At 36.0% G+C, this 22943-nt stretch carries 23 protein-coding genes; 8 read left to right on the plus strand and 15 right to left on the minus strand.

The genetic code is table 11. The annotated features are described in order from the left end of the window. Positions 1-272 precede the first annotated feature (272 nt). Positions 273-1817 (minus strand): hypothetical protein, encoded by a 1545-nt coding sequence (locus QE177_RS07535; RefSeq protein ID WP_280548428.1) that lies wholly within the window; start codon positions 1815-1817, stop codon positions 273-275. Positions 1818-2176: 359 nt separating this feature from the next. Between QE177_RS07535 and QE177_RS07540 the strand changes: the two genes are divergently transcribed. Both QE177_RS07540 and gstA read left to right on the plus strand, forming a co-directional pair. Beyond that, positions 2177-2371, plus strand: coding sequence for a YegP family protein (locus tag QE177_RS07540; protein WP_026823288.1), 195 nt, complete (start codon positions 2177-2179; stop codon positions 2369-2371). A 178-nt stretch (positions 2372-2549) separates the two neighbouring features. Continuing rightward, on the plus strand, positions 2550-3164 hold the full coding sequence (gene gstA, locus QE177_RS07545) for a glutathione transferase GstA (protein ID WP_280548432.1): 615 nt from the start codon (positions 2550-2552) through the stop codon (positions 3162-3164). Between the two features lie 69 nt (positions 3165-3233). On the opposite strand, the gene pdxY is transcribed toward gstA, so the two are convergent. The 4 genes from pdxY to anmK form a co-directional block, all read right to left on the minus strand. Continuing rightward, positions 3234-4097 carry a pyridoxal kinase PdxY gene (gene pdxY, locus QE177_RS07550; RefSeq protein ID WP_280548433.1) on the minus strand — a complete coding sequence of 288 codons (864 nt, stop codon included), beginning with the start codon at positions 4095-4097 and terminating at the stop codon, positions 3234-3236. Between the two features lie 168 nt (positions 4098-4265). Continuing rightward, on the minus strand, positions 4266-5540 hold the full coding sequence (gene tyrS / locus QE177_RS07555; protein WP_280548434.1) for a tyrosine--tRNA ligase: 1275 nt from the start codon (positions 5538-5540) through the stop codon (positions 4266-4268). Positions 5541-5656: 116 nt separating this feature from the next. Further along, entirely contained in the window at positions 5657-6310 is a 654-nt protein-coding gene (gene pdxH, locus QE177_RS07560) for a pyridoxamine 5'-phosphate oxidase (protein WP_280548436.1), read from the minus strand. Positions 6311-6345: 35 nt separating this feature from the next. Further along, entirely contained in the window at positions 6346-7458 is a 1113-nt protein-coding gene (gene anmK / locus QE177_RS07565; RefSeq protein ID WP_280548437.1) for an anhydro-N-acetylmuramic acid kinase, read from the minus strand. A gap of 327 nt (positions 7459-7785) precedes the next feature. Here anmK and QE177_RS07570 point away from each other — a divergent pair, with 327 nt between their 5' ends. After that, complete coding sequence (locus QE177_RS07570) at positions 7786-8253, plus strand: glycine zipper 2TM domain-containing protein (protein WP_280548439.1); 468 nt, start codon at positions 7786-7788, stop codon at positions 8251-8253. Positions 8254-8351: 98 nt separating this feature from the next. On the opposite strand, the gene slyA is transcribed toward QE177_RS07570, so the two are convergent. Then, a complete protein-coding gene (gene slyA, locus QE177_RS07575) occupies positions 8352-8786 on the minus strand; it encodes a transcriptional regulator SlyA (RefSeq protein WP_026823660.1) in 435 nt (144 codons plus the stop codon). A gap of 882 nt (positions 8787-9668) precedes the next feature. Here slyA and gloA point away from each other — a divergent pair. Further along, the gene (gloA, locus tag QE177_RS07580) at positions 9669-10076 is read left to right on the plus strand and encodes a lactoylglutathione lyase (RefSeq protein WP_280548445.1); all 408 of its coding nucleotides are present in this window, start codon (positions 9669-9671) and stop codon (positions 10074-10076) included. A gap of 118 nt (positions 10077-10194) precedes the next feature. Then, positions 10195-10836, plus strand: a complete 642-nt coding sequence (gene rnt / locus QE177_RS07585) for a ribonuclease T (protein WP_280548446.1) — start codon at positions 10195-10197, stop codon at positions 10834-10836. 72 nt (positions 10837-10908) lie between these two features. Here the strand turns inward: rnt and QE177_RS07590 are convergent, their stop codons facing one another. Then, entirely contained in the window at positions 10909-11256 is a 348-nt protein-coding gene (locus QE177_RS07590) for a Grx4 family monothiol glutaredoxin (protein WP_280548447.1), read from the minus strand. A 243-nt stretch (positions 11257-11499) separates the two neighbouring features. Between QE177_RS07590 and sodB the strand changes: the two genes are divergently transcribed. Further along, positions 11500-12081: a superoxide dismutase [Fe] gene (sodB, locus tag QE177_RS07595; RefSeq protein WP_280548448.1), complete on the plus strand. Its 582-nt coding sequence runs from the start codon at positions 11500-11502 to the stop codon at positions 12079-12081. Positions 12082-12300: 219 nt separating this feature from the next. Here the strand turns inward: sodB and QE177_RS07600 are convergent, their stop codons facing one another. Beyond that, positions 12301-13209, minus strand: coding sequence for a hypothetical protein (locus tag QE177_RS07600; RefSeq protein WP_280548449.1), 909 nt, complete (start codon positions 13207-13209; stop codon positions 12301-12303). Between the two features lie 493 nt (positions 13210-13702). Here QE177_RS07600 and pykF point away from each other — a divergent pair, with 493 nt between their 5' ends. Further along, a complete protein-coding gene (gene pykF, locus QE177_RS07605; RefSeq protein WP_280548450.1) occupies positions 13703-15115 on the plus strand; it encodes a pyruvate kinase PykF in 1413 nt (470 codons plus the stop codon). 559 nt (positions 15116-15674) lie between these two features. Next, positions 15675-15911: a major outer membrane lipoprotein gene (locus QE177_RS07610; RefSeq protein ID WP_180559983.1), complete on the plus strand. Its 237-nt coding sequence runs from the start codon at positions 15675-15677 to the stop codon at positions 15909-15911. A 188-nt stretch (positions 15912-16099) separates the two neighbouring features. Here the strand turns inward: QE177_RS07610 and QE177_RS07615 are convergent, their stop codons facing one another. The 7 genes from QE177_RS07615 to sufA form a co-directional block, all read right to left on the minus strand. Next, complete coding sequence (locus tag QE177_RS07615) at positions 16100-17017, minus strand: L,D-transpeptidase family protein (protein WP_280548454.1); 918 nt, start codon at positions 17015-17017, stop codon at positions 16100-16102. An 80-nt stretch (positions 17018-17097) separates the two neighbouring features. Next, entirely contained in the window at positions 17098-17526 is a 429-nt protein-coding gene (gene sufE, locus QE177_RS07620; protein WP_280548456.1) for a cysteine desulfuration protein SufE, read from the minus strand. A 31-nt stretch (positions 17527-17557) separates the two neighbouring features. Further along, positions 17558-18814, minus strand: coding sequence for a cysteine desulfurase SufS (gene sufS / locus QE177_RS07625; protein WP_280548457.1), 1257 nt, complete (start codon positions 18812-18814; stop codon positions 17558-17560). A gap of 1 nt (position 18815) precedes the next feature. Continuing rightward, positions 18816-20135 carry a Fe-S cluster assembly protein SufD gene (sufD, locus tag QE177_RS07630; protein WP_280548458.1) on the minus strand — a complete coding sequence of 440 codons (1320 nt, stop codon included), beginning with the start codon at positions 20133-20135 and terminating at the stop codon, positions 18816-18818. Next, positions 20110-20856, minus strand: coding sequence for a Fe-S cluster assembly ATPase SufC (gene sufC, locus QE177_RS07635; protein ID WP_280548459.1), 747 nt, complete (start codon positions 20854-20856; stop codon positions 20110-20112). Before sufC ends, sufD begins: the two co-directional genes overlap by 26 nt. A gap of 44 nt (positions 20857-20900) precedes the next feature. Continuing rightward, the gene (gene sufB, locus QE177_RS07640) at positions 20901-22400 is read right to left on the minus strand and encodes a Fe-S cluster assembly protein SufB (RefSeq protein WP_280548460.1); all 1500 of its coding nucleotides are present in this window, start codon (positions 22398-22400) and stop codon (positions 20901-20903) included. Between the two features lie 12 nt (positions 22401-22412). Continuing rightward, positions 22413-22781: a Fe-S cluster assembly scaffold SufA gene (sufA, locus tag QE177_RS07645; RefSeq protein WP_280548461.1), complete on the minus strand. Its 369-nt coding sequence runs from the start codon at positions 22779-22781 to the stop codon at positions 22413-22415. Positions 22782-22943: the final 162 nt, after the last annotated feature.

Raw genomic sequence — 22943 nt, forward strand, 5'->3', positions numbered from 1 at the left:
ATTAAAATAGCATTATAAATCGCATTGTATTAAATAGGTTATTTAATATATTTAAAATAAGCAATAGTGTTAATTATTGGTTAATTTTATTTTAATTTAGTGAGTAAGAAAATTATACTTTAGCAGGAATAACGCTAATGTCATGATTAACAAGCAAGTTGAATTTTGATATAAAGATTTACATTAAAACCACTACCAAATATTGTTTGAAAAATAATTTATTATTTGTCAACAGTATTATTTATAGTAGTGGTCTGTTAATTATAAATATTTTAACTGTTTATTAAAGTATTTCCTATCAGGTTGGAAATTTCATTTTTATTATAATTTATATAATTCATATAATCATTAAGTTCTTTTGCAGCATCTTTTTTAGCCGCATTTAGTTTTGTGGCAAATTCTTTATCATAAGATGCTTTAACAGCAAACTTTTCAGAAAAGAATCCCTCAGAATCAAGTTGTTTAGCAACAAATTCTTCAGCAACGAATTCCTCAGGTTGTTTTATCAAGCCAGTTAACATTGAACCAATAATATTGACCGAATTAAATGGGTTATCATTAGACCCTAACGTTTTACCAAATTTTAATGTGTTTGCTATCGTAGTAAAACACGCTTTCAAATTATCTTTTGTTTTATTACTATTTACTTGATCAATTTTTTTCTCAATTAAATCAGCTAATAGCTTTTGCTCTAGCTTTTGCCCGTTAATTGTATTAAATTCTTCCATCGTAATTTTAGGCATATTTTGATCTATATATAATTTTACCATCCATGCCAAGGCGATAGGATCAGAAAAACAGTTATCGTTATTGAATGCTTTGAGTAATTTTTCAGGATCATCTTTTTTATAGATTGAATTATTTGGTGGCTGTCTAAAAATACCATCAACATTTTTTTCAGCTATCGCATTATTTAACGCATCACAAACTCCTTTTATATTAAGATGCATCGCACGAGCGACCAACTCAGCAGGCGGTACTATCTTTGATTCATTTTTCGTACCAAACAAAGCATTCCATATAGAGCTAGCAAGACGAGAAATAAAAGATTTAGGCACAGCAAAGGTTTGTTCTGCCAATTGCGTTATCTTATTTCGTTCATTATTGAACTTAACTTCTGCAAAAACCATGTTTTCAATAGAAGAAAAATTATTTGGCTTAGTTATATTTATCTCTTTATTACTATGCAAATGGTTTGTTGCTCTATCACTGGCATAATTGCCAATTTCTTCATAAATAGGCTCCTCATTTTCACCAATAGCAGCATAGCCAATTTCGTCATAAATGTGGGGCTTTTCTCCAACAGCACTTTCATTAACCGTTGCATAAATGTGGCTATCTCCTCCTACCTTAGCATATCCGTGCGCATGATAAACTTTGTCATTATTGAGCCCATCATCAATAACACTATAATGATCTCGGTTATTGACAGACACTTGTTTTTCAATTGCATCATTAGGAACATGATAAATAGGCTCCTGTTCTCTAATTACATCAAAAGGCGTAGAATATAAATTTTCACTTTGCAACTTTGCTTGCTGTAATGTATTTTCTGCATTTTTGGCAGTCATAAAAACATCATGTAAATGGGAATTCAAAAAGACAGAAAAATTGGACAGTGTTGAAACTATATTTTTTTCGCGGTTTAATCCACTATCATTGAGTTTTACATTATTGGCAAGACGTTGAGCGCTATTGTTAATATTGTTAATCTCCTTAGAAACCGGATACAACTTAATTGCGATAAACTCTCTATCTGGATTTAGCTTTTTATAGGATGTTAACGAAATTGGCATGGTGGCATTGTTATAACTCATTTTGACTCCCTATTGATTTTATCTATCCTAATAATAATTATAAATTAGCCAATAAAAATAAATATCAAATTACATTCAAATAGTCATATCCAGAGCGAATTTTTATATAAAAATTAATTATATTTAATTAAATATTCAATAATATAATAAATATTTTTATATTACTTGAAAGGAAAAATATAGTTTTTATTTAAATGATAAATAATATTAATTTAATCTAACTACTTATAAATTTGACAAATTTTCAAACTACTTCCATATTTAGAAATGGTTAAATTAATATACTCTAGGGTGTTAAGGTTATTAAAATGTCAGCCATATTCAATAAGTTATTAGCATTCTTTTCAATAGGAGCACGCATGGGTTACTATGAAATCAAAAAAAGTAGTAAAAGCACTGAGCAACCATACTACTTTGTGTTAAAAGCCGCTAATCATGAAGTTATTGCCACCAGTGAGATGTATAAAACCAAAGCCGCTGTACAGAAAGGGATTGCCTCAGTGCAAAAAAATGGCCCAACCAAACAAGTTAAAGATCTCACCAGCGAAACCTAAGCTATTCATTATTTATCTAAAAGCTGCAGATATTGGCAGCTTTTCCATTTAGCGCCTTTCTATTATTCTCCTTATATTCTCCTTAGCCAAGATACAAATAAAGTAATAAATTTTTTAGCAACTGCTATGCTGTTATTTTAACAGCAATAAACCCTATTAAATCCAAAGGAATGTCACCATGAAACTCTATTATTCTGCCGGAACTTGTTCACTAGCCCCTCATATTGTATTAAGAGAAACTGGCTTAGATTTTAGTATGGAACGGGTTGATTTAAAGAAAAAATGTACCGAGAAAGAAGTAGATTTTTATACGATTAATCCTAAAGGCCAGGTACCGGTATTACAGTTAGATAACCATGATATATTGACGGAAAATGCGATTATTTTGCAATATATTGCCGATCAAGCCGCAGGATCAAATGATAAATTAATTGCACCTATGAGCAGCCTACAACGTTATCATCAGCTAGAATTGGTTAACTATATCGCCACAGAATTACATAAAGGCTTTAGCCCGCTATTTTCACCTTTAACGCCAGATAATTATCGCGAAATAGTGATAAAATCCTTGATCACAAAATTCAGCTATATGGAAAATTTGTTGACTAAGCGTAAATTTATCTGCGGTGAAAACTTTACTATTGCTGATGCTTATCTATTTACCATCTATCGTTGGGCAACCGTAGGTAATGTTGACCTTAGCCAATATCAACATCTAAAACAATATATTGAAGAGAAAATTAGCCCACGTAAAAGTGTACAAGAAGCATTAACGACGGAAGGTTTAATCTGAGATTGTTTTTTTATTTTTTGCTCTTCAAGTTTACATTAATTTGAAGAGCAATATCATTCGATAACAGGGTTAATCAAGCTGTACCGCTTTAAAGTGATGAGTAGGATTTACCATCTTATCTTGCGCAGCAATCAGTTGTAATTCATATTGTTCCATTGCTTTGGTTTTTAACATCACTTCATAAACCGCAGCTGCTATGTGCTCTAATGCGCTAGGTAACGCTTTACCGTTTAATAAATTGACTAGCAATAAGCCACTGGTTAAATCGCCAACCCCAACCGGTTGCTGTTTACCAAAATCAATTAGGGGCCGACTAATATGCCAGCAATGCGCTTCGGTCACTAATAACATTTCAAAACAGTCGGCATGATAACCAGCACGACTAAGATGTTTTACTAAAATGGTTTTAGGCCCTTTTTGACACAATTCTCTCGCCGCTAATAGTGCTTGTTCCACATTAGTAATCGATTTTCCAACCAATGTTTCCAGCTCTAACAGGTTAGGCGCCATTATATCGCAGATAGGTAAAGCTTCATGACATAAAAATTCAGCTACTCCCGGGGCCACAATACAGCCTTTTTCAGCATGCCCCATCACCGGATCACAGAAATACCAAGCAGTAGGATTTGTTATTTTAGTCTGTCTAACAATATCAACAATCGCTTTTCCTTGTTCAGCAGAGCCAATATAGCCCGTCAGAACCGCATTACAATGTTTTAGTTTATGGATTTTAGCAATACCGTTAACAATATCCGTTAAATGCTCAGGTGACATGACATTACCTGTCCATTGTGGATATTGTGTATGATTAGAAAATTGAACAGTATTCAGCGGCCAGACATCAATTCCCAGCCGTTGCATGGGAAAAACCGTGGCGCTATTACCCGCATGGCCAAAAACAACATGCGACTGAATTGAAAGAACGCTTTTCATATACCACTCATTTATTTTATTTTTAATAATAGTTGCTGTTATAAAACAAAATCATTACTAGCTAAACATGCAATTAACATGTTAGTAATTCATCTAATAAATTCCAATAAGTTGATCGCTACGTTAGATAAACCTTAAGATGATTAAACTTACGCTGCGGCGCACTCATTATTGCCAATTAACTAAACAGTAATGTTTTTTTCCACGCCTGATTAAAGAATAACGACCAAATAGGCGATCTTCAGCAGTAAAAATGTATTCAGGATCGACGCATTTCTCGCCATTAATCGCTACCGCCTTCGAACTTATCATCGTTCTTGCCTGACCGCGCGAAGGAACCAGTTTTGCCTCGACTAAAGCCTGCTGTAAATCTGCTCCGGCATTTAGTTTGATCATCGGCATGCCATCTTGCGCTAACTGGGCAAAATCTGCTGCGGTTAATGCCGCAATGGTATCGGAAAATAGGCTTTCTGTGATCCGCTTGGCAGCCTGTAAGCCCTCATCACCATGTACTAACTGGGTGACTTTTTCCGCTAATACATACTGCGCTCTCGGCGCTTTACCGCTGTTTTGATCTTCTTCTTGCAATGCGTCAATCTCTTCAATTGGCATAAAGGTAAAAAATTTAAGAAAACGATAAACATCCGCATCGGCCGTATTCACCCAGAATTGATAAAACTTATATGGACTGGTTTTTTGTGGATCTAACCAAACTGCCCCCGCTTCCGTCTTCCCAAATTTAGTGCCATCAGATTTAGTAATTAGTGGTACCGTTAGGCCAAAAACTTGTTTTTGATGTAGACGACGAGTTAGATCAATACCTGAAGTAATATTGCCCCATTGATCAGAGCCGCCTATCTGTAATTCAACATTATGTTGATGGCATAGGTTAGCAAAATCATAAGATTGCAGTAGATTATAGGAGAATTCAGTAAAAGAGATACCCGCATCATCGCGCTCAAGACGTTGTTTAACGGCTTCTTTATTGATCATTTGGTTAACAGAAAAATGTTTGCCAATATCACGCAAAAAGGTTAAGACATCCATTTGACCAAACCAGTCATAATTATTAACAACCTTAGCGCTATTTTTTCCACAATCAAAATCCAGAAATGGCGAAACCTGTTGACGGATTTTTTCAACCCATTGCTGCACCGTTTCACTCGTATTTAATTTACGCTCAGTAGCTTTAAAGCTAGGATCGCCAATTAAACCTGTCGCCCCACCCACTAAAGCTACCGGTTGATGACCCATCTGCTGAAAGCGCTTTAAACATAGCAAAGGAACCAAATGCCCTAAGTGCAAGCTATCAGCGGTTGGATCAAATCCACAATAGAGCGTCACTGATCCCTGGGATAGTTTCTCTATTAATGCCTTTTCATCCGTCAGTTGGGCAATTAAACCCCGCTCTTGCAATTGTTCAATTAGGTTCTTGCTAACCATCAATAACTCCATCAATTTTTTTATTTCGTCGATTTTGTGGATAAATATAATATAAATAAGCGCAATAGAATAAAACGCTAGTCAAATAAGTGCCAGTTAAAAATTATTTTTTCCGATTAAGGCGCCAAGCGATCGATTTGCCAATGATCTTGTTGCCATTGATACAAAAATCGATCATGTAGCCGTTTGGTACCACCTTGCCAAAATTCAACACTGTCAAATCTGACGCGATATCCGCCCCAAAAACTAGGTAAAGGAATTTCACCATTTTTAAATTTTTGTTTTAATTCAAAAAATTTATTTTCTAATAGACTTCTAGCCGAAATTTTTGCAGATTGCCGTGAAACCCAGGCCGCTATTTGACTATCTTTTGGTCGACTATGAAAATATTTTATTACCTCAAGTGGAGAGAGTTTTTCTGCTTCACCCAAGAAACAAACCTGTCGCTCTAACTGATACCAGGGAAATAACAAACTGACCTTATTGTTATGGGCGATATGTTGTGCTTTACGACTAGATAAATTGGTATAGAATATGAGTCCATTTTTATCATAATGCTTGAGTAATACAATTCGTTGATAGGGTTGTCCATCACTATCTACCGTGGCAACACACATGGCAGTCGGATCGGCTAATTTTGCTTCATACGCCTGTTTTAACCAACGCTCGAATAAAACCAATGGTTCATCGGTTAAATCCTTACGCCTTAAGCCCCCTTGAGTATATTCTCGTCTTAAATTAGCAATATCCAACTGATTTTTTTCTGCCATTTCTTTGCCTCTAACTAATTATGATGGATAGCATGTTATACACCATTGGCCGGGTAAATTGCGCCTAATAGGGTTTCCTGGCTAGCACCAGTTACAGAGGGTAAATTGCCTGGCAGACCCGATAAGGTACGAGCTGCTAACCACGCAAAGGCCAAAGCTTCCATATTGTCGCCGCTCAAACCATATTTATCTGTTGGTGCCACCACAATATGGCTTAACAATTCGCTTAAGCTTGCCATAAGGTAGTTATTTTTAGCGCCGCCGCCACAAACCAATAAGCAATCTACCTGATCATAAAGTAAAACTTGATCAACAATTGAACGAATGGTTAATTGTGCCAATGTCGCCTGTACATCCTGTGCCGATAAACTTATGTAAGGTGTTAGATATTTTTGTAACCAAGCAGCATTAAAATATTCTCTGCCGGTACTTTTTGGTGCTGGCCGCTTAAAATAAGGATCCGCTAGCATATCAGCCAGAAGCGACTCATTAACTTGCCCTGAGCGCGCCCAATCGCCATTACTATCATAAGATTTATTTAAATGTTGATTGGCCCAGATATCCAACAGAATATTTCCTGGTCCGGTATCATAGCCTTTAATTATTGAATTCCCAAATAAAGTAGTAAGATTTGCGATGCCGCCAATATTTAAAATAATGCGATTTTCATCTGGATGGCTAACTACCTTATGATGAAAAGCCGGTACTAAAGGAGCTCCTTGCCCACCATACGCCATATCCCTACGACGAAAATCGCCTACTACGGTGATGTTAGTTAACGCAACAATTCTATTATTATCGCCTAATTGCATAGTAAAAGGCCTTTGGCCAGTAGGTTGATGCCAAACGGTTTGCCCATGACACCCTATTGCGGTAATCTCTGTGGCCAGTAATGATTGCTGTTTCAATAGATTATTGATCGCATCGGCATATAACGTGCCGAGCTGATAATCAATTTCACCTATTGTTGCTAAAGTAACCGCTTGACCTTGACATATAGACAAGATTTGTTTTTTTAATTCCACGGGAAAGGGAAAGGCAATCGCACCTAACTGAACCACATTTTGGTCATCAATTTCTGCCAAAACAACATCAACCCCATCGAGGCTTGTACCTGACATAACACCTATATAGCGACCTGCTTTCATGTTTGTCCTCTGATTAATTTTCTCTATACTTCATTTCAGTCATTCAATATACTCATTGTTGTGGCTTTTTACTTTAAATGCTTAACTTTTTGAAATAAAACATAAAAATAACAATTTAAAAATATTTTAATTAAATATAAATTAATTAAGCTGAATTTATTACTTTAAGAAAAAATTATTAATGTTTAGACTATATTTAGATTGTAGAAAGTAAATTAATTTTGCTATTTGTCTGATTATCCAGTTAGTTTATATATAATAAATTATGATATCTGTGTATTCATGATTATTATTACACTGTAAATCAGATTTCCAAAAGGAGTAATCATGTTAAAGCAAGTTCTCGTCGGTATTTTTACAGTTACAGCTTTATCCGGCTGTATAAATACAGGTAGTCTTTCTGGGGACACTTATACCGCTTCGCAAGCTAAACAAGTACAAAGCGTAACCTATGGTACAGTTACTCGCATAACCCCGGTTAATATTCAGGCCGGTGGTGACGAAAACATCATAGGCGCATTGGGTGGTGCTGTTCTTGGTGGACTATTAGGTAATACAGTTGGCGGGGGCACAGGGAAAACCCTTGCAACGGCAGCAGGCGCGATCGCAGGTGGTGTTGCCGGTCAAAATGTTCAAGGGGCGCTTAACAAAACAAAAGGCGTTCAATTGGAAATTAGGCTGGATAATGGCCGCAATATCTCTGTGGTGCAAAAAGGCGATCCAAATAGTTTCCGTAATGGCCAACGTGTATCTATTATAGGTAGTGGAAATAACATTACTGTTTCACCTCGTTAACTCAACTAAAATAGCATATCGCGGCTAGATTTAAATAATTAGCCGCGTATGCATTAAATTATAATGCCATTTGTTCTTTTTTATTATTCTATCATTTATTACGAATGATTATGTAACCGAATAATATTTTGCTCGAGTTTCAATATCAATGAATAAAGTGTATTTAATTCATCATGTGTAATACCTCCTAATATCTCCTTTCTTGTTTTTTCAATTACATCATCAACCTGTTTAATAAATGGCATCGATTCTTCTGTTAATTTAATTCTTTTTGCTCGTCTGTCGTTGACACAGGTGTGACGCGTAATCAATTTCTTTTCTTCTAATTGATCGAGGGTTCTAACTAGCGATGGCTGTTCAATACCTATTGCTTTGGCCAATTGAATTTGTGATTGATCAGGCGGTAGCTGGCTAATGTTATATAAGGTTACCCAATGAGTTTGGGTGAGCTTTAATGGTTTCAGACGATGATCAATCAATGCCCGCCAGACTCGAACTAAACGCGCAAGATCAGTTCCTATTTTTGATTCCAATTGTTCCTCCTTAAAATAGAATACCATCAATATCTATAATTATTAAATTGCCAATTAATATTCTAGAAATATATATCCATTTCTATTCACTAAGATGTTAATATAGAAATGAGTAAAGGTTTAAATTTATATTTAGCATAGTAATATATAAATTTATATTTCATTATTAGTATATTAAGTTGACTTAATTAGTGTTCTAATCATTACCCACTTATTTACTATATAAAACAAAAGGCTATTAGTTAAATATCCTTATAAGAATAGCCTTCATCTAAATTCTATTCTATATGTTTTTATATTAATATTATTTTTAATTTGCAAAAAATAGACAATAAAAAATAAAAACCATTATAAAACAAGTTATTATAAATATTCTTAAAAGCATTTATTCAGCTATATTTAGATACTAAGTCTATATTGATTTTTAATAAATTACCTGAAAGTTGAAAAAAACTAATAAAAACTTATTATATCTTAAATAAATAATACCAAATAAAATAAGCTAATAAGTTAACAAATTATTTGAAAATAAAAAATATAGCTAAGCAATAAATTAATACATTACTCGTTAGTGATAATAAACAAACAATTGTTATGCATTACTAATGCATACTTAGCAAATAAAAATAATCGTTCAGTTCACAATATTATGATAACAAATAGCTTATAACAACATCATCAATTAGTTATAATGAATAGCGATTATAAAGGTAGTATAAAGACATTCTTAAACAGTCAATGTTCAATGCTAAAGCAACAAGATCAATTATATTGTAAATCTTAATTAATTAACCAACTATATAAATTGAAATAATAGTAAAGTTCACGTTATATTAATATCAGTAATGAATGGTTTTTAAACTTAAAAAAAAAGAGGCTTATATGCGCTTACTTCATACCATGTTACGTGTTGGCTCTCTGCAACGATCAATTCACTTTTATACTGAAATATTAGGTATGCGTCTATTACGCACAAGTGAAAATCCTGAATACAAATACTCACTTGCCTTCGTTGGCTATGATGATGAAAGTAAAGGTGCCGTGATAGAATTAACCTATAATTGGGATGTTGAGCATTATGAAATGGGCACCGCATTTGGTCACATTGCACTAGGGGTTGATAACGTTGCAGATACATGTAATAGCATACGTCAAGCAGGCGGCAAGGTGACACGCGAAGCTGGGCCAGTTAAAGGCGGTTCAACGATTATTGCATTTGTGGAAGATCCAGATGGCTATAAAATTGAACTGATTGAAAATAAAAATGCCAGTAATGCTTTAGGTAACTGATCCTTTACGTCATTGAATGAGCATATATCCATACATTTTCTATACTTAAGCCAATTTAATGCATTTTAACCAAAATTTGGCATAATATTTTTATTCTCAAGTATAAAGTCTTAAGCAAATGTCTAATAAAAAAAATGATGTTAACACGCTGGCAAAGCGTTTTCGAGGTTATTATCCTGTTGTTATCGATGTAGAAACTGGTGGGTTTAATGCACAACAAGACGCGTTATTAGAAGTGGCAGCAATGACGCTAAAAATGGATCAAGAGGGTTGGTTAGAGATTGATGAAAAACGCCATTTTCATGTTGCGCCTTTTGTAGGTGCAAATATAGAAGCAACTGCACTCGCTTTTACTGGTATTGACCCAACAAATCCTTTGCGTAATGCTGTCGATGAATATACGGCTTTACATGCCATTTTTAAGATGGTTAGGAAAGGCATTAAAAACAACGATTGTAATCGCGCAATTATAGTTGCCCACAATGCCAATTTTGATCATAGTTTTATTATGGCTGCCGCTCAGCGAGCAAATTTAAAACGTAATCCATTCCACCCCTTTGCCACTTTCGATACGGCCACACTCAGCGGGCTGGTTTTTGGTCAAACAATTTTAGCCAAAGCTTGTTATACCGCTGGGATCCCATTTGACGGCAAACAGGCACATGGCGCACTTTACGATACCGATAGAACAGCATTACTGTTTTGTGAAATTGTCAATAAATGGAAAAAATTAGGTGGCTGGCCACTAACAACCGATTGATAACCAAAGGCAGTGGTAACACATAATTTCACTGCCTTCTAGCTAGTTAGTTATTTTATAAAAATTATTTATCTATTCTGCACCTGGTTGTTCTGAAGTGCGATATTTATCGGCAGTTGCAGTGACCAATTTCTGTAATTCACCCTGCTGATACATTTCAATAATAATATCACAACCGCCAATTAGCTCCCCTTCAATCCATAACTGAGGAAATGTTGGCCAATTGGCATACTTAGGTAACTCACTGCGAATATCAGGGTTTTGCAAAATATCTACATAAGCAAAACGCTCGCCACAAGCAGAAAGGGCTTGAACCGCCTGAGCGGAAAAACCACAGCTCGGAAATTTAGGTGAGCCTTTCATGTATAAAAGAATTGGATTTTCTTTTATCTGGCGTTCAATTTTTTCTATTGTCGTCATTGTCACTTCCTTAAAAACTAAATTTATTATTTTGCACTACGCGAACATAACATTGATTAAGAATACCATTTTCTATCAATACTTGATAACCCTTTACTGCTATCTTTATTATGTTCCAAACATATTTAATAAAAACTGATTAGTATAATTAGTAAATTATTTATATAAAAATGATAATTTCAATACGGTTATATTTTGTATTTATCAACTGGTTGCGCAATATAAATAAAAAAGGAGTCTGCAATGTCTTTCCAATTACCGTCATTACCTTATGCTAAAAATGCCTTAGAGCCCCATATTTCTCAGGAAACGGTAGAATACCATTATGGCAAACACCATAGTACTTATGTCAATAATCTAAATAATTTAATTAAAAACACTAACTTTGAGGGGAAAACATTAGAAGAAATTATAAAAACCGCACAAGGAGGGATTTTTAATAATGCTGCCCAAGTTTGGAATCATACCTTTTATTGGCATTGTTTAGCGCCCAATGCCGGTGGCGAACCTACGGGTAAAATAGCTGAGGCCATTAATCAACATTTTGAGGTGTTTGAAAAATTTAAGCAGCAGTTTACCGATGCGGCAATTAAAAACTTTGGTTCAGGTTGGACGTGGTTAGTCAAACAAGCAAATGGAAAGCTTTCCATCGTCAATACTTCAAATGCCGCAACACCCATTACCGGCAACGATAGACCATTACTGACTGTCGATATATGGGAACATGCTTACTATATTGATTATCGTAATATACGAGCAGAATATTTGACCAATTTTTGGTCACTTGTTAACTGGCAATTTGTCGAACAGAATTTATTGCAATAATTTATCGGATTTAATTTAAAAAAGTGTTAAAAAGTTAAACAGCCATAACAAACGCTTAGTTATGGCTGCTATTGAATATTCTCACTAACTACAGTGCCATAATTAATATCCAAATAACATCCTAAATTACACTCTATGGTACTATGAGTAAAATAAGGATAATTTGTTATTAATCTAGCAGCTTTACATTTGTTAGTTTTCTCTTAATTCTTCGTTTATTTATCCGTTAATAGATGGATCATCGCCTTCCATTGGCGCTCTAGCTGAAGAAATGCTTTCATCGTTGTTTTGACTTAGCCCTTCAGACGAGCCCACCTCTGATGATAATGACTGCCGCCCATTAGGCGCCACCTCAATGGGTATAAAATTTTCCTGCCAGCCAGACCTGGATGCTACCATTTCGACTTCATCATCCACCGGTTCAAAATCCCGGCCTATCATTAATTCTTCACTCTCAACAGATCGAGCTTCAGCGGCTCGACCTTCTGCTGCTCTTATGTCATCAATATTTGCGTCATAAAAATCCTCTTGTTCTCTTTGTGCCAGCAATCTATCAAAGTCTTCAATATTGAGAGTAGAATTTGTATTATTTTCTTCACTATCCAACGCTGAAAATTCGCCTTCTGCTGCTGGCTGGGCAGCTCGCTCACGCTCTAGTTGATTAATATACTGACTAAGATCCTGAAATTGTTCACGAGAAGCACTTTCTAGTTCAGGTAATTCATCATTAGACTCACTAAACGATGAAGCGCTATAATTAGCAATATTTCTGCCAAGATCAAGAAAAGTCTCTGGAGGCGAATACAGCGAGATATTAGGATCAACGCCTACAGTCATATTCAAGGTCATATTAGGTACTCGCTGGTCATCCTCTGATCGAATATTAGTGCATTGCATTGAGAGCGTTAGGCGATCTGCACTAGTCGATTGGGCAGCGCTAGCGCTTGATTCTGGTTCACTATTCATCATAGCTGACTGCCAATCGATATGACTATTACTAACATGTCGGATTTGCTGTGCCAGCTGAGAATCCATTAGCCCTGATGAAGAAATAGTAATACCACCCACCGCACCAATCTGAATAGCTGCACGGGTATTTGATTGAGTATAATTAACCTGATTAATCATAAATATCCTCCTTGATTCGTTTATAATTATTTATCTAAACACAATTTAATAAAATTAAATATCAAATATTCAATTTTATTTAGGGTCAAATGAAATTATTCCCTATTTAGTATATAAATAAACAGTTAGCATAGCTGAATATTTTCAGCTAAATTTTATCATTTCAGATAAATTTTACCGGCGCTGTTATCTGCTAACAAATACCCTGCGGTTGGATTATATTTATATTGCTTTTTCGTTGATAGCATGAATAGTACTAACTACAATATCATAATTCGTTATATATTATTCAATGATGCAACTGACAAATTAGTGGCCAGTTGCAATAATAACGCATGATATTTATACTTGTGCCCCTTGCTTTATCTTTATTCAATACCAGTGGATTTTTAGCTATTTGTTACGGCGTATAACCTATATCAAAGCAAAAAACTGATATAAACACCGCAATTAATTCATAAAATACTGCTATAAAACCTGTAGATTAATTGTCATGAAAAAAACCAAAATTGTTTGTACTATCGGCCCCAAAACTGAATCTGAAGAAAAACTGTCACAATTACTTAATGCTGGCATGAATGTCATGCGGCTAAATTTCTCACATGGTGATCATGAAGAACATGGTCAACGCATTAAAAACCTTCGTGCTGTCTGTCGCCAAAAAAATCAACAAGCTGCCATACTATTAGATACCAAAGGACCAGAGATCCGTACAATGCGGCTTGAAGATGGCAAGGATGTATCGCTAACCGCTGGACAAAATTTTATCTTTACCACTGATACCTCAGTGATTGGTAATCAAGAGCGCGTTGCTGTGACCTACGTTGGTTTACCTAGTGATCTTAAGCCAGGTAATACTATCCTGGTTGATGATGGCTTAATCGGTATGGAAGTTTTATCGGTTACCGCTAGTGATGTCATCTGTCGGGTACTTAATAATGGCGATTTAGGTGAAAATAAAGGCGTTAATTTACCTGGTGTATCGATAGGCTTGCCCGCACTGGCAGAAAAAGATAAACAAGATCTCATTTTTGGTTGTCAGCAAGGCGTTGATTTTGTTGCTGCTTCCTTTATCCGTAAACGCGCTGATGTAGAAGAAATCCGCGCCCACCTAACGCTGCATGGTGGTAAAAATATCCAAATCATTGCTAAAATTGAAAACCAAGAAGGGTTAAACAACTTCGATGAAATTTTAGAGGCCTCTGATGGGATTATGGTGGCTCGCGGTGATCTTGGCGTCGAGATCCCGGTCGAAGAAGTTATTTTTGCCCAAAAAATGATGATCGAAAAATGCGTTGCTGCTCGTAAAATCGTCATTACTGCCACCCAAATGTTAGATTCGATGATCAAAAACCCTCGTCCTACTCGTGCCGAAGCAGGTGATGTGGCCAATGCTATTTTGGACGGTACTGATGCGGTTATGCTATCTGGCGAAAGTGCGAAAGGAAAATATCCTATCGAAGCAGTAAAAATTATGGCGACTATTTGCGATCGTACCGATCGGGTTATGCCAAGCCGAATTGATGATAGCAAAATAAACCAAAAATTACGCATTACTGAAGCGGTTTGCCGCGGTGCGGTTGAAATGGCGGAAAAGTTAAACTCGCAATTGATTATCGTAGCAACCTACGGCGGTAAATCAGCAAAATCAGTACGCAAATATTTTCCTACAGCTCCGATCCTTGCTTTAACAACCAATGAAGAAACTGCCCGTCAATTATTATTAGTTAAAGGCGTTATTCCGCAATTAGTCAAAGAAATTGCCTCTACAGACGATTTCTATCGTATTGGTAAACAAGTTGCTTTAACAAATAATATGGCTGACAAAGGTGATGTTGTTGTTATGGTTTCAGGTGCATTAGTGCCTAGCGGTACAACAAATACCTCATCTGTCCATATTTTATAATTCTATCAACAAAAATAAATTCCTCTGAATAAAATAGCGAGGAATTTATTTTTTCTTTTTTTAATAAAGAAATATTGGATCGTAAATATGTAATATTGGTAATTTATAATCGAAAAGCCCATTAGCTACTTTTGCCATTGCGTATTTATTTAAAACTCATTCTATTAACCCTAAACTAATATTTCCAGCAAAAAAGATCATAATCGACATGTTATTTAAAAAATAACTGTTATCGCGTTAATTTTATTTTATATCAGCGGTAAAAATATTTGACAAAATAACCCAATGAGATAATTAAAAAATGGTGTCCACGCAAGCAAAATGAGCAAAAAATAAACAAATTTATTCTCTTTTCTTAATTTTATTAAACAACTTGTCAGATTTTAAGTAGAAAATATTCTAATTAAGTACTAGCATAAGAATAAGTAAGTATTCTGCCTGAATTTGAAAAAGATCTAATAATTCAAAGTTAGAGACAGAAATTTATTCTCTGTTTTGCCAGGAATGTGTAATACTTACCTTGCTACTTGGAGATTAACTAAATCTAGAGGGTAATATAATGAATCGTACTAAAGTTGTACTGGGCTCTATCGTTCTGGCTTCTGCGTTGTTAGCAGGCTGTTCAAACAGTAGCCAAATTAACAAACTGTCCTCAGATGTTCAAACGTTAAACGGTAAAGTCGATCAACTATCAAATGACGTTCAGTCATTACGTACTGATGTTCAGACTGCTAAAGATGAAGCTGCTCGTGCTAATCAACGTTTGGATAATCAAGTTCGTAGATATAAAAAGTAATCCAATTGCATTTAACGGATCACTCGATATATTAATAAGGCACCCAATGGGTGCCTTATTATTTATTACATACAACTAATTTTTAATAATACCATTTTTTAATAATATCATTATTTGATTATTGATAAATCCACTATTTTTTATAAAAAATAGCAAATCTACCCTACGCATCACCATCTAATATTAATTTATGTCTTATTTACCTTTACTGGCATTCCTGAGCGACGTGCTACGGCTTGAGCAACTAATCTTTGATCAATACCAGGTTGTTGCAAAAATGCCTTAAACTCATTGCTATAAATTAATGGCATCGTTTGCGGATCATCAGACTCCCTTTTAGATAACGGTTGGTGAACTTCGATGTAATAGCTTCCATCAGGCTCTTTAGAGTACTTAATGGGTTCATTAATTACCTGTACCCTTGTTCCTACCGGTATAGAGTAAAATAATGCTTGTATATCCTCAGGTCTTAAACGTATACAGCCGGAACTAACCCGTAATCCAATACCAAAATTAGCATTAGTACCATGGATCAGATATTGCCCCTTACCATAAGATAATCGTAAGGCATACAGCCCCATTGGATTATCAGGCCCTGCTGGAAATACTGCTGGCAAAATAACGCCATCGGCAGCATAACGTTTACGGATATTTGCTGTCGGCGTCCAAGTTGGATTTTTAATTAATTGACTAACAGTCGTCACCATTTTAGGCGTATTGGCGCCCAATTGGCCGATACCAATAGGGTAAACAATGACTTTATTGCTCCCTTTAGGAAAATAATACAGTCGCAACTCAGCTAAATTAACAATGATTCCATCACGCTTAGTTGCCGGTAATAACATTTGCGATGGAATAATCAATGTCATACCGGCTTTAGGTAAGTAAGGGTCGGTACCTGGATTAGCTTCCAACATACCAAGCAAACCTATCTGAAATTCACTTGCAATAGCTTCCAATGGACGCCCATCATTAGGCACCACATAATGACTATTTTCCCCAATTAAGCGTGCTGTAGTGGATGGCAAGGAGTATTCAGCAGCACTGACATTGACAGTCAGCCCGCTTAAAAACAACAAGCCGATAAAGAATAGAATTCTCTTCATACTTTTTCCTCCTAAGGAACGTACAAAGTTTATCGGATGAATAAGCGTCACTTTAATAATATCAGTAGTTAACTAAATGTTTAAGTGCTTGATTGGATAATTTTTTCGGCTCTCTGGTGGATTGTTCTGATCATAGCATGCAATCCCTGGCTTCTTGATGGCGTTAAATGCTGCTCTAATGACAACTTTTGGAAAAATGTTTTACTATCTGTAGTCAAAATTTGCTGTCCAGTTTTATTTTGGAAAATAATTATTACTAATGCAATCAAGCCCTTAACTATAGCTGCATCGCTATCACCCGCAAACTGGATCCGGCCGTCACTATCCGGCTGCATAACAATCCAAACCTGGCTTTGGCAACCTGAGACCTGGGTTTTTACTTGTTTTTGTTGATCACTCAGTGGTAATAATTTTTCCCCTAATTCAATTAAATAAAGATATCGTTCTTCCCAGTTTTGACAACGTGAAAAATTACGCAACAATTTATTCTCATCAGGTAAGGCTGACATCATTCTACCCTTATATATACTTTAAAACAGATTAACCCAGTAATTTTTCAATATGTTGTAGTTTTTCAACCAAAATATCAATTTCTTCTTTAGTTGTATAAACCGCTAGGGAAGCCCGGCACATGGCTGGTACTTGATAAAAATTCATCAATGGCAACGCACAGTGGTGACCTGTTCGTATAGCAATAGCATAATTATCTAAAAAACTGCCGACATCATAAGCATGATGATCACCTAAATTAAAGGCAATAACCCCTTGGCGCTCCTCTGAACCGTAAAAACGCAAAGAGTTTATCATACTTAAACGATGGATAGCATACTGCATTAATGCGTTCTCATGGTCAGATATTTGTTGATAACCAATATTATTAACATAACGTAACGCCTCACCTAAGCCAATAATGCCAACAATATTTGGCGTGCCGGCTTCAAATCGCCATGGTGCCTTTTCATAGCTAATATTGATTTTTGAGAGCTCAGTTAAGGTCATACTGACTTTATCAATCATGGCTCCACCACCTTGCCAAGGCGGTAAAGCATTTAATAATGCCTCTCTACCATATAAAACACCTATTCCAGTAGGTCCATACAGTTTATGGCCGGAAAAAACATAAAAATCACAATCTAGATCTTGGACATCGATCATTTGATGCATAATACTTTGGGCACCATCAAGTAAAATATGCAACTGCGCTGCTTTTTTTTCTGCACACTGGCGAGCATAGGCAATAATCTGTTTTACTGGGTTAACGGTTCCCAAAACATTGGACATATGGGTAAAAGAGAGTAATCGAGTCCGGCCATCGATTAGCTTATCTAATTGTTCAAAAACTAATTTTCCATCATGATTAATAGGTAATATACGAATATCAAAACCAATCTGGCCAGCAAGCAGGTGCCAAGGAACGATGTTAGCGTGATGTTCCATTTGGCTAATAATAATATTATCGCCTGGTTCGATAAAACTACGGCCATAACTATTAGCAATTAAATTTATGCCTTCTGTTGTTCCTTTAACAAAAACAATTTCTTCAGCATTAGCAGCATGAATAAAATCAGCGACTTGCTGGCGAACATTTTCAACCATCGCGGTTGCTTCACTGCTTAAGCTATGGATCCCTCGGTGTACAGCGGCATAGTGATGACAAAGAAACTGTCTTTCTTTTTCAATTACTTGTAGCGGTTTTTGTGCACTAGCAGCACTATCTAAATAAACCAACGGTTGACCCTTGATTTTTTCTGCCAGCATAGGAAAATCTTTGCGAATGGATGCCACTGAAAATGTCATATTAAATCCCTGCTAAACGCTGCTGAATAATATCCATTACCTTATTACTTACCCCTTCGTTATCAATAGATTCAATGACTTCAGCCGCAAAAGCAACCATAATCATATGTTTTGCATCATTGAGATGAATACCCCGTGAACGTAAATAAAACAGCTGTTCATCATCAATACGGCCTATTGTAGCACCATGACTACACTTGACATCATCTGCATAAATTTCTAATTGTGGTTTGGTATCAATTTCTGCATATTTACCTAATAACAAATTGTTATTTGTCATTTTACCATCGGTTTTAAGTGCCGGTGGTGCGACTTTAATCATACCATTAAAAACAGCTTTACTTTCATCCAGCGCAATCGTTTTATGCAACTGGCGACTTTCACAAAATGGCTGATTATGTTCAAGATAAGTTCTGGTATCAACAATTTCGCTATGTTGTGGCAACAATAAGCTATTAAGCGCTAGTCTGCTACCTGCTCCATTTAACTTCACGCTGGTATGATGGCGAAGTAATGCTGAACCGATAAAAATACCGCTACTTTTTATTTGACTATCTCGCCCTGACAAAATGTCATTATGAGCAAAGTGGTTACTTTGGTTGTTTTCGACACTAAGTTTGATATGACTGAAATGACTATTATCACCAATATTAGCGGTTAACCGGCTGCCCGTTAGATGCGGTTTATCATCAATAGAAACAAAATGTTCGATAACTTGCGATTTGCAATTAGCACCAATCTCTAAATGATAGCGATAATGACTAGTGTTAACATAACCAGCTCGGTTTGTACCAGAGGTAATATTCAATATATAAAGCGGTTTTTCGACCTGCTGATTAGCGGCTAGTTTAATCAATAAGGGTTGAGCGGCTAGACTTTCAGTTAAATAGAGAAATATTTCATCGTTCACGATAGGCGCCAGAGGCTGTGCCAACGTATCTATCATTTTAATTTGATAAGGACCAAAGTTATCGCTACTTAACGTAGGAATAAGATATCCATTAAACAAAACAATTCGCCAGCCATCAATGGAGATAGCCAACTGTTTTAATTGCTTAGCAGTAATTGTGTCAACGTTATCACTATTTAATTGGTATTGCGCGTTAAGTACTTTTGCCAATGGCGTATAATGCCATTCTTCATGGCGAAAGGACGGAAAACCGATTTTTTCTACTTGCTGCCAATAAGCTTGAGCTTGTTTTTCATTCGCTCTTTTACTGGCATAAAAAAGTGCCGCAAAACTTTTTAGCGCCTGTTGATTTAATAGGTTGACTTGACGCTGTTTTTCTACTCTTTCACTGTTGGTCAATAAGCCAGCCATAGCCTTGTACCTCCAGTTTTTTGGCCAATGTAAAATCACCTGATTGAATAATTTTACCTTGATGGAGAACATGAACAAAATCAGGCTGCACATAATCCAAAATGCGCTGATAGTGAGTAACGATGATAAATGCTCTTTCAGCAGTACGTAGTGAATTCACGCCATTAGCCACTACTTTTAGAGCATCAATATCAAGACCTGAGTCCGTTTCATCTAAAATACATAATGCGGGCTCTAACGCTGCCATCTGTAAAATATCATTACGTTTTTTTTCACCACCAGAAAAACCGACATTAACCGATCGAGTAAGTAAATCTTTCGGCATATCAAGCAGTTCAATTTTATCTTCAATAAAATCCTGAAAATCAAACCTATCGAGTGGTGGCTGTTGACGGTATTCTCTGACGGCATTAACGGAAGTTTGTAAAAAAAATTGATTACTTACGCCAGGAATTTCCACTGGATACTGAAAGGCTAAAAATATACCTTCTCCTGCGCGTTCTTCCGGCGATAACTCAAGTAAATTTTTATTTTTAAATAAAATTTCACCCTGCTCTATTTGATATTCTTCACGTCCCGCTAGTGTGGCTGATAAAGTACTCTTACCTGATCCATTAGGCCCCATGATGGCATGTACTTCACCCGCTTTTACTTCTAGGTTTAATCCGTTAAGAATTTGATTACCTTCAATACTGACATTTAAATTTTTAACACTTAACATTTCATTGGCCTTTGAATAACTTAGTATTCTTTTAATAGGAACTATTAACCCACACTATGTTCCAAGCTAATTGCTAACAATTTTTGCGCTTCTACAGCAAACTCTAACGGTAATTCAGAAAAGACATCTTTACAGAAACCATTTACGATCATGGAAATGGCGTCATCTTCACTAATGCCACGTTGTAAACAATAAAAGAGTTGATCTTCACCAATACGAGATGTCGTGGCTTCATGCTCTAACTGTGCGCTACTATTTTTTACTTCGATATAAGGAAAGGTATGCGCACCACATTCAGTGCCGATTAACATAGAATCACATTGGGTATAATTTCTGGCATTTTCTGCAGTCGGTAAAATCTTTACTAAACCGCGGTAACTATTTTGACTGCGGCCAGCTGAAATTCCTTTGGAAATAATAGTGGAATGCGTATTCTTACCAATATGGATCATTTTTGTACCAGTATCAGCCTGTTGATTACCATTGGTTAATGCAACTGAAAAAAATTCGCCCACTGAATTATCCCCTTGTAGAATAACACTGGGATATTTCCAAGTAATTGCCGATCCTGTTTCAGACTGCGTCCAGGACATTTTGGCATTTTCACCCTCACATAAGGCGCGTTTGGTGACAAAATTTAAAATTCCACCAGTTTCACTTTCACCCCCTGAAAACCAGTTTTGTACGGTAGAATATTTTACTTCAGCATCCTTATGTATAATAACTTCAACTACAGCAGCATGTAATTGATAACTATCTCGCACTGGCGCAGAGCATCCCTCAATATAACTAACGTAGCTGCCTTCATCAGCAACCAAGATAGTGCGCTCAAACTGACCTGTCTTAGCAGAATTAATACGAAAATAGGTTGATAATTCCATCGGGCAACGAACACCTTTTGGCACATAAACAAATGTGCCATCAGAAGCGACAGCAGAATTCAATGCGGCAAAAAAATTATCTCGATTAGAAACAACCGTACCGATATATTTTTTTACTAACTCAGGATATTGTTGGATTGCTTCACCGAAAGAGCAAAAAATAATACCCAGTTTTGCTAATTCACTACGATAAGTTGTCGAAACTGAAACCGAGTCAAAGATAGCATCTACCGCAACCGATTTGCCCTCACGTACTGGCACGCCAAGTTTATTGAATGCTTCTTCAACTTCTGTCGTCAGATAATTATTGCTATGGGCATCACTCTCGTCTGCTGATAAATCAGTTTCAGCGTGACAATTTTCATCGCAACCATTACAGGATGGCGCCGCATAATAACTATATTCCTGATAGTTTAAATCAGGATAATAGCCTTTAAGCCAGTGCGGCTCTTCCATACCCAACCAATGTTGATAAGCTTCTAAACGAAACTGTAACATCCAATCAGGTTCATTACGTTTGGCTGAAATGGCTTTGATAATCTCTTCATTGAGGCCTTTAGCTAATTCATCCGTTGCAACTTGAGTGAAAAAACCCTCTTTATAACGATGCTCCGTTAACCATTGTTGAACATCATCACCAATTTCTATATTACGCTGTGACATAATTTAATTCGCTTAAATGCCAAAGCTTTCACCACAACCACAAGCGTGCTGAGCTTTAGGATTATTAAATTTAAATACTTGATTAAGTCCCTCACGAACATAATCAACCTCAGTACCATCAATAAATGGCATTGCTTTTAGAGGTACAAAAAGTTTGGCGCCATTATTTTCAAACAGCAAATATTCTTTGGTTGGATTATCAATCAATGCAATGACATAACCAAATCCTGCACAGCCTGATTGCTTGATATTAAGAGATAATCCTTGACTAGCAGGATTTTTTTTCATTAATTTACGAATTTGAGCAGCCGCTTTATCGGTCATGGTAAGGCCCTGCCAGGTTGTTTCATTTAAAGAAAAAGTATCAACATGCTCTGCCATTATCGACCTCACTAAACTAATATTTTCACTATATTATACTATGTAAGTAACTAGACTTTTTTTGCTTAATACTATATATGGTAATGATAACATTTCTCACTTCAACCATTTATTTTAAGAGGATATTTTTATTAGCGTATTTTTTCAGCAAAAAGTGGCATT

This window comes from Arsenophonus sp. aPb (assembly GCF_029873475.1).
Lineage (GTDB): Bacteria > Pseudomonadota > Gammaproteobacteria > Enterobacterales > Enterobacteriaceae > Arsenophonus.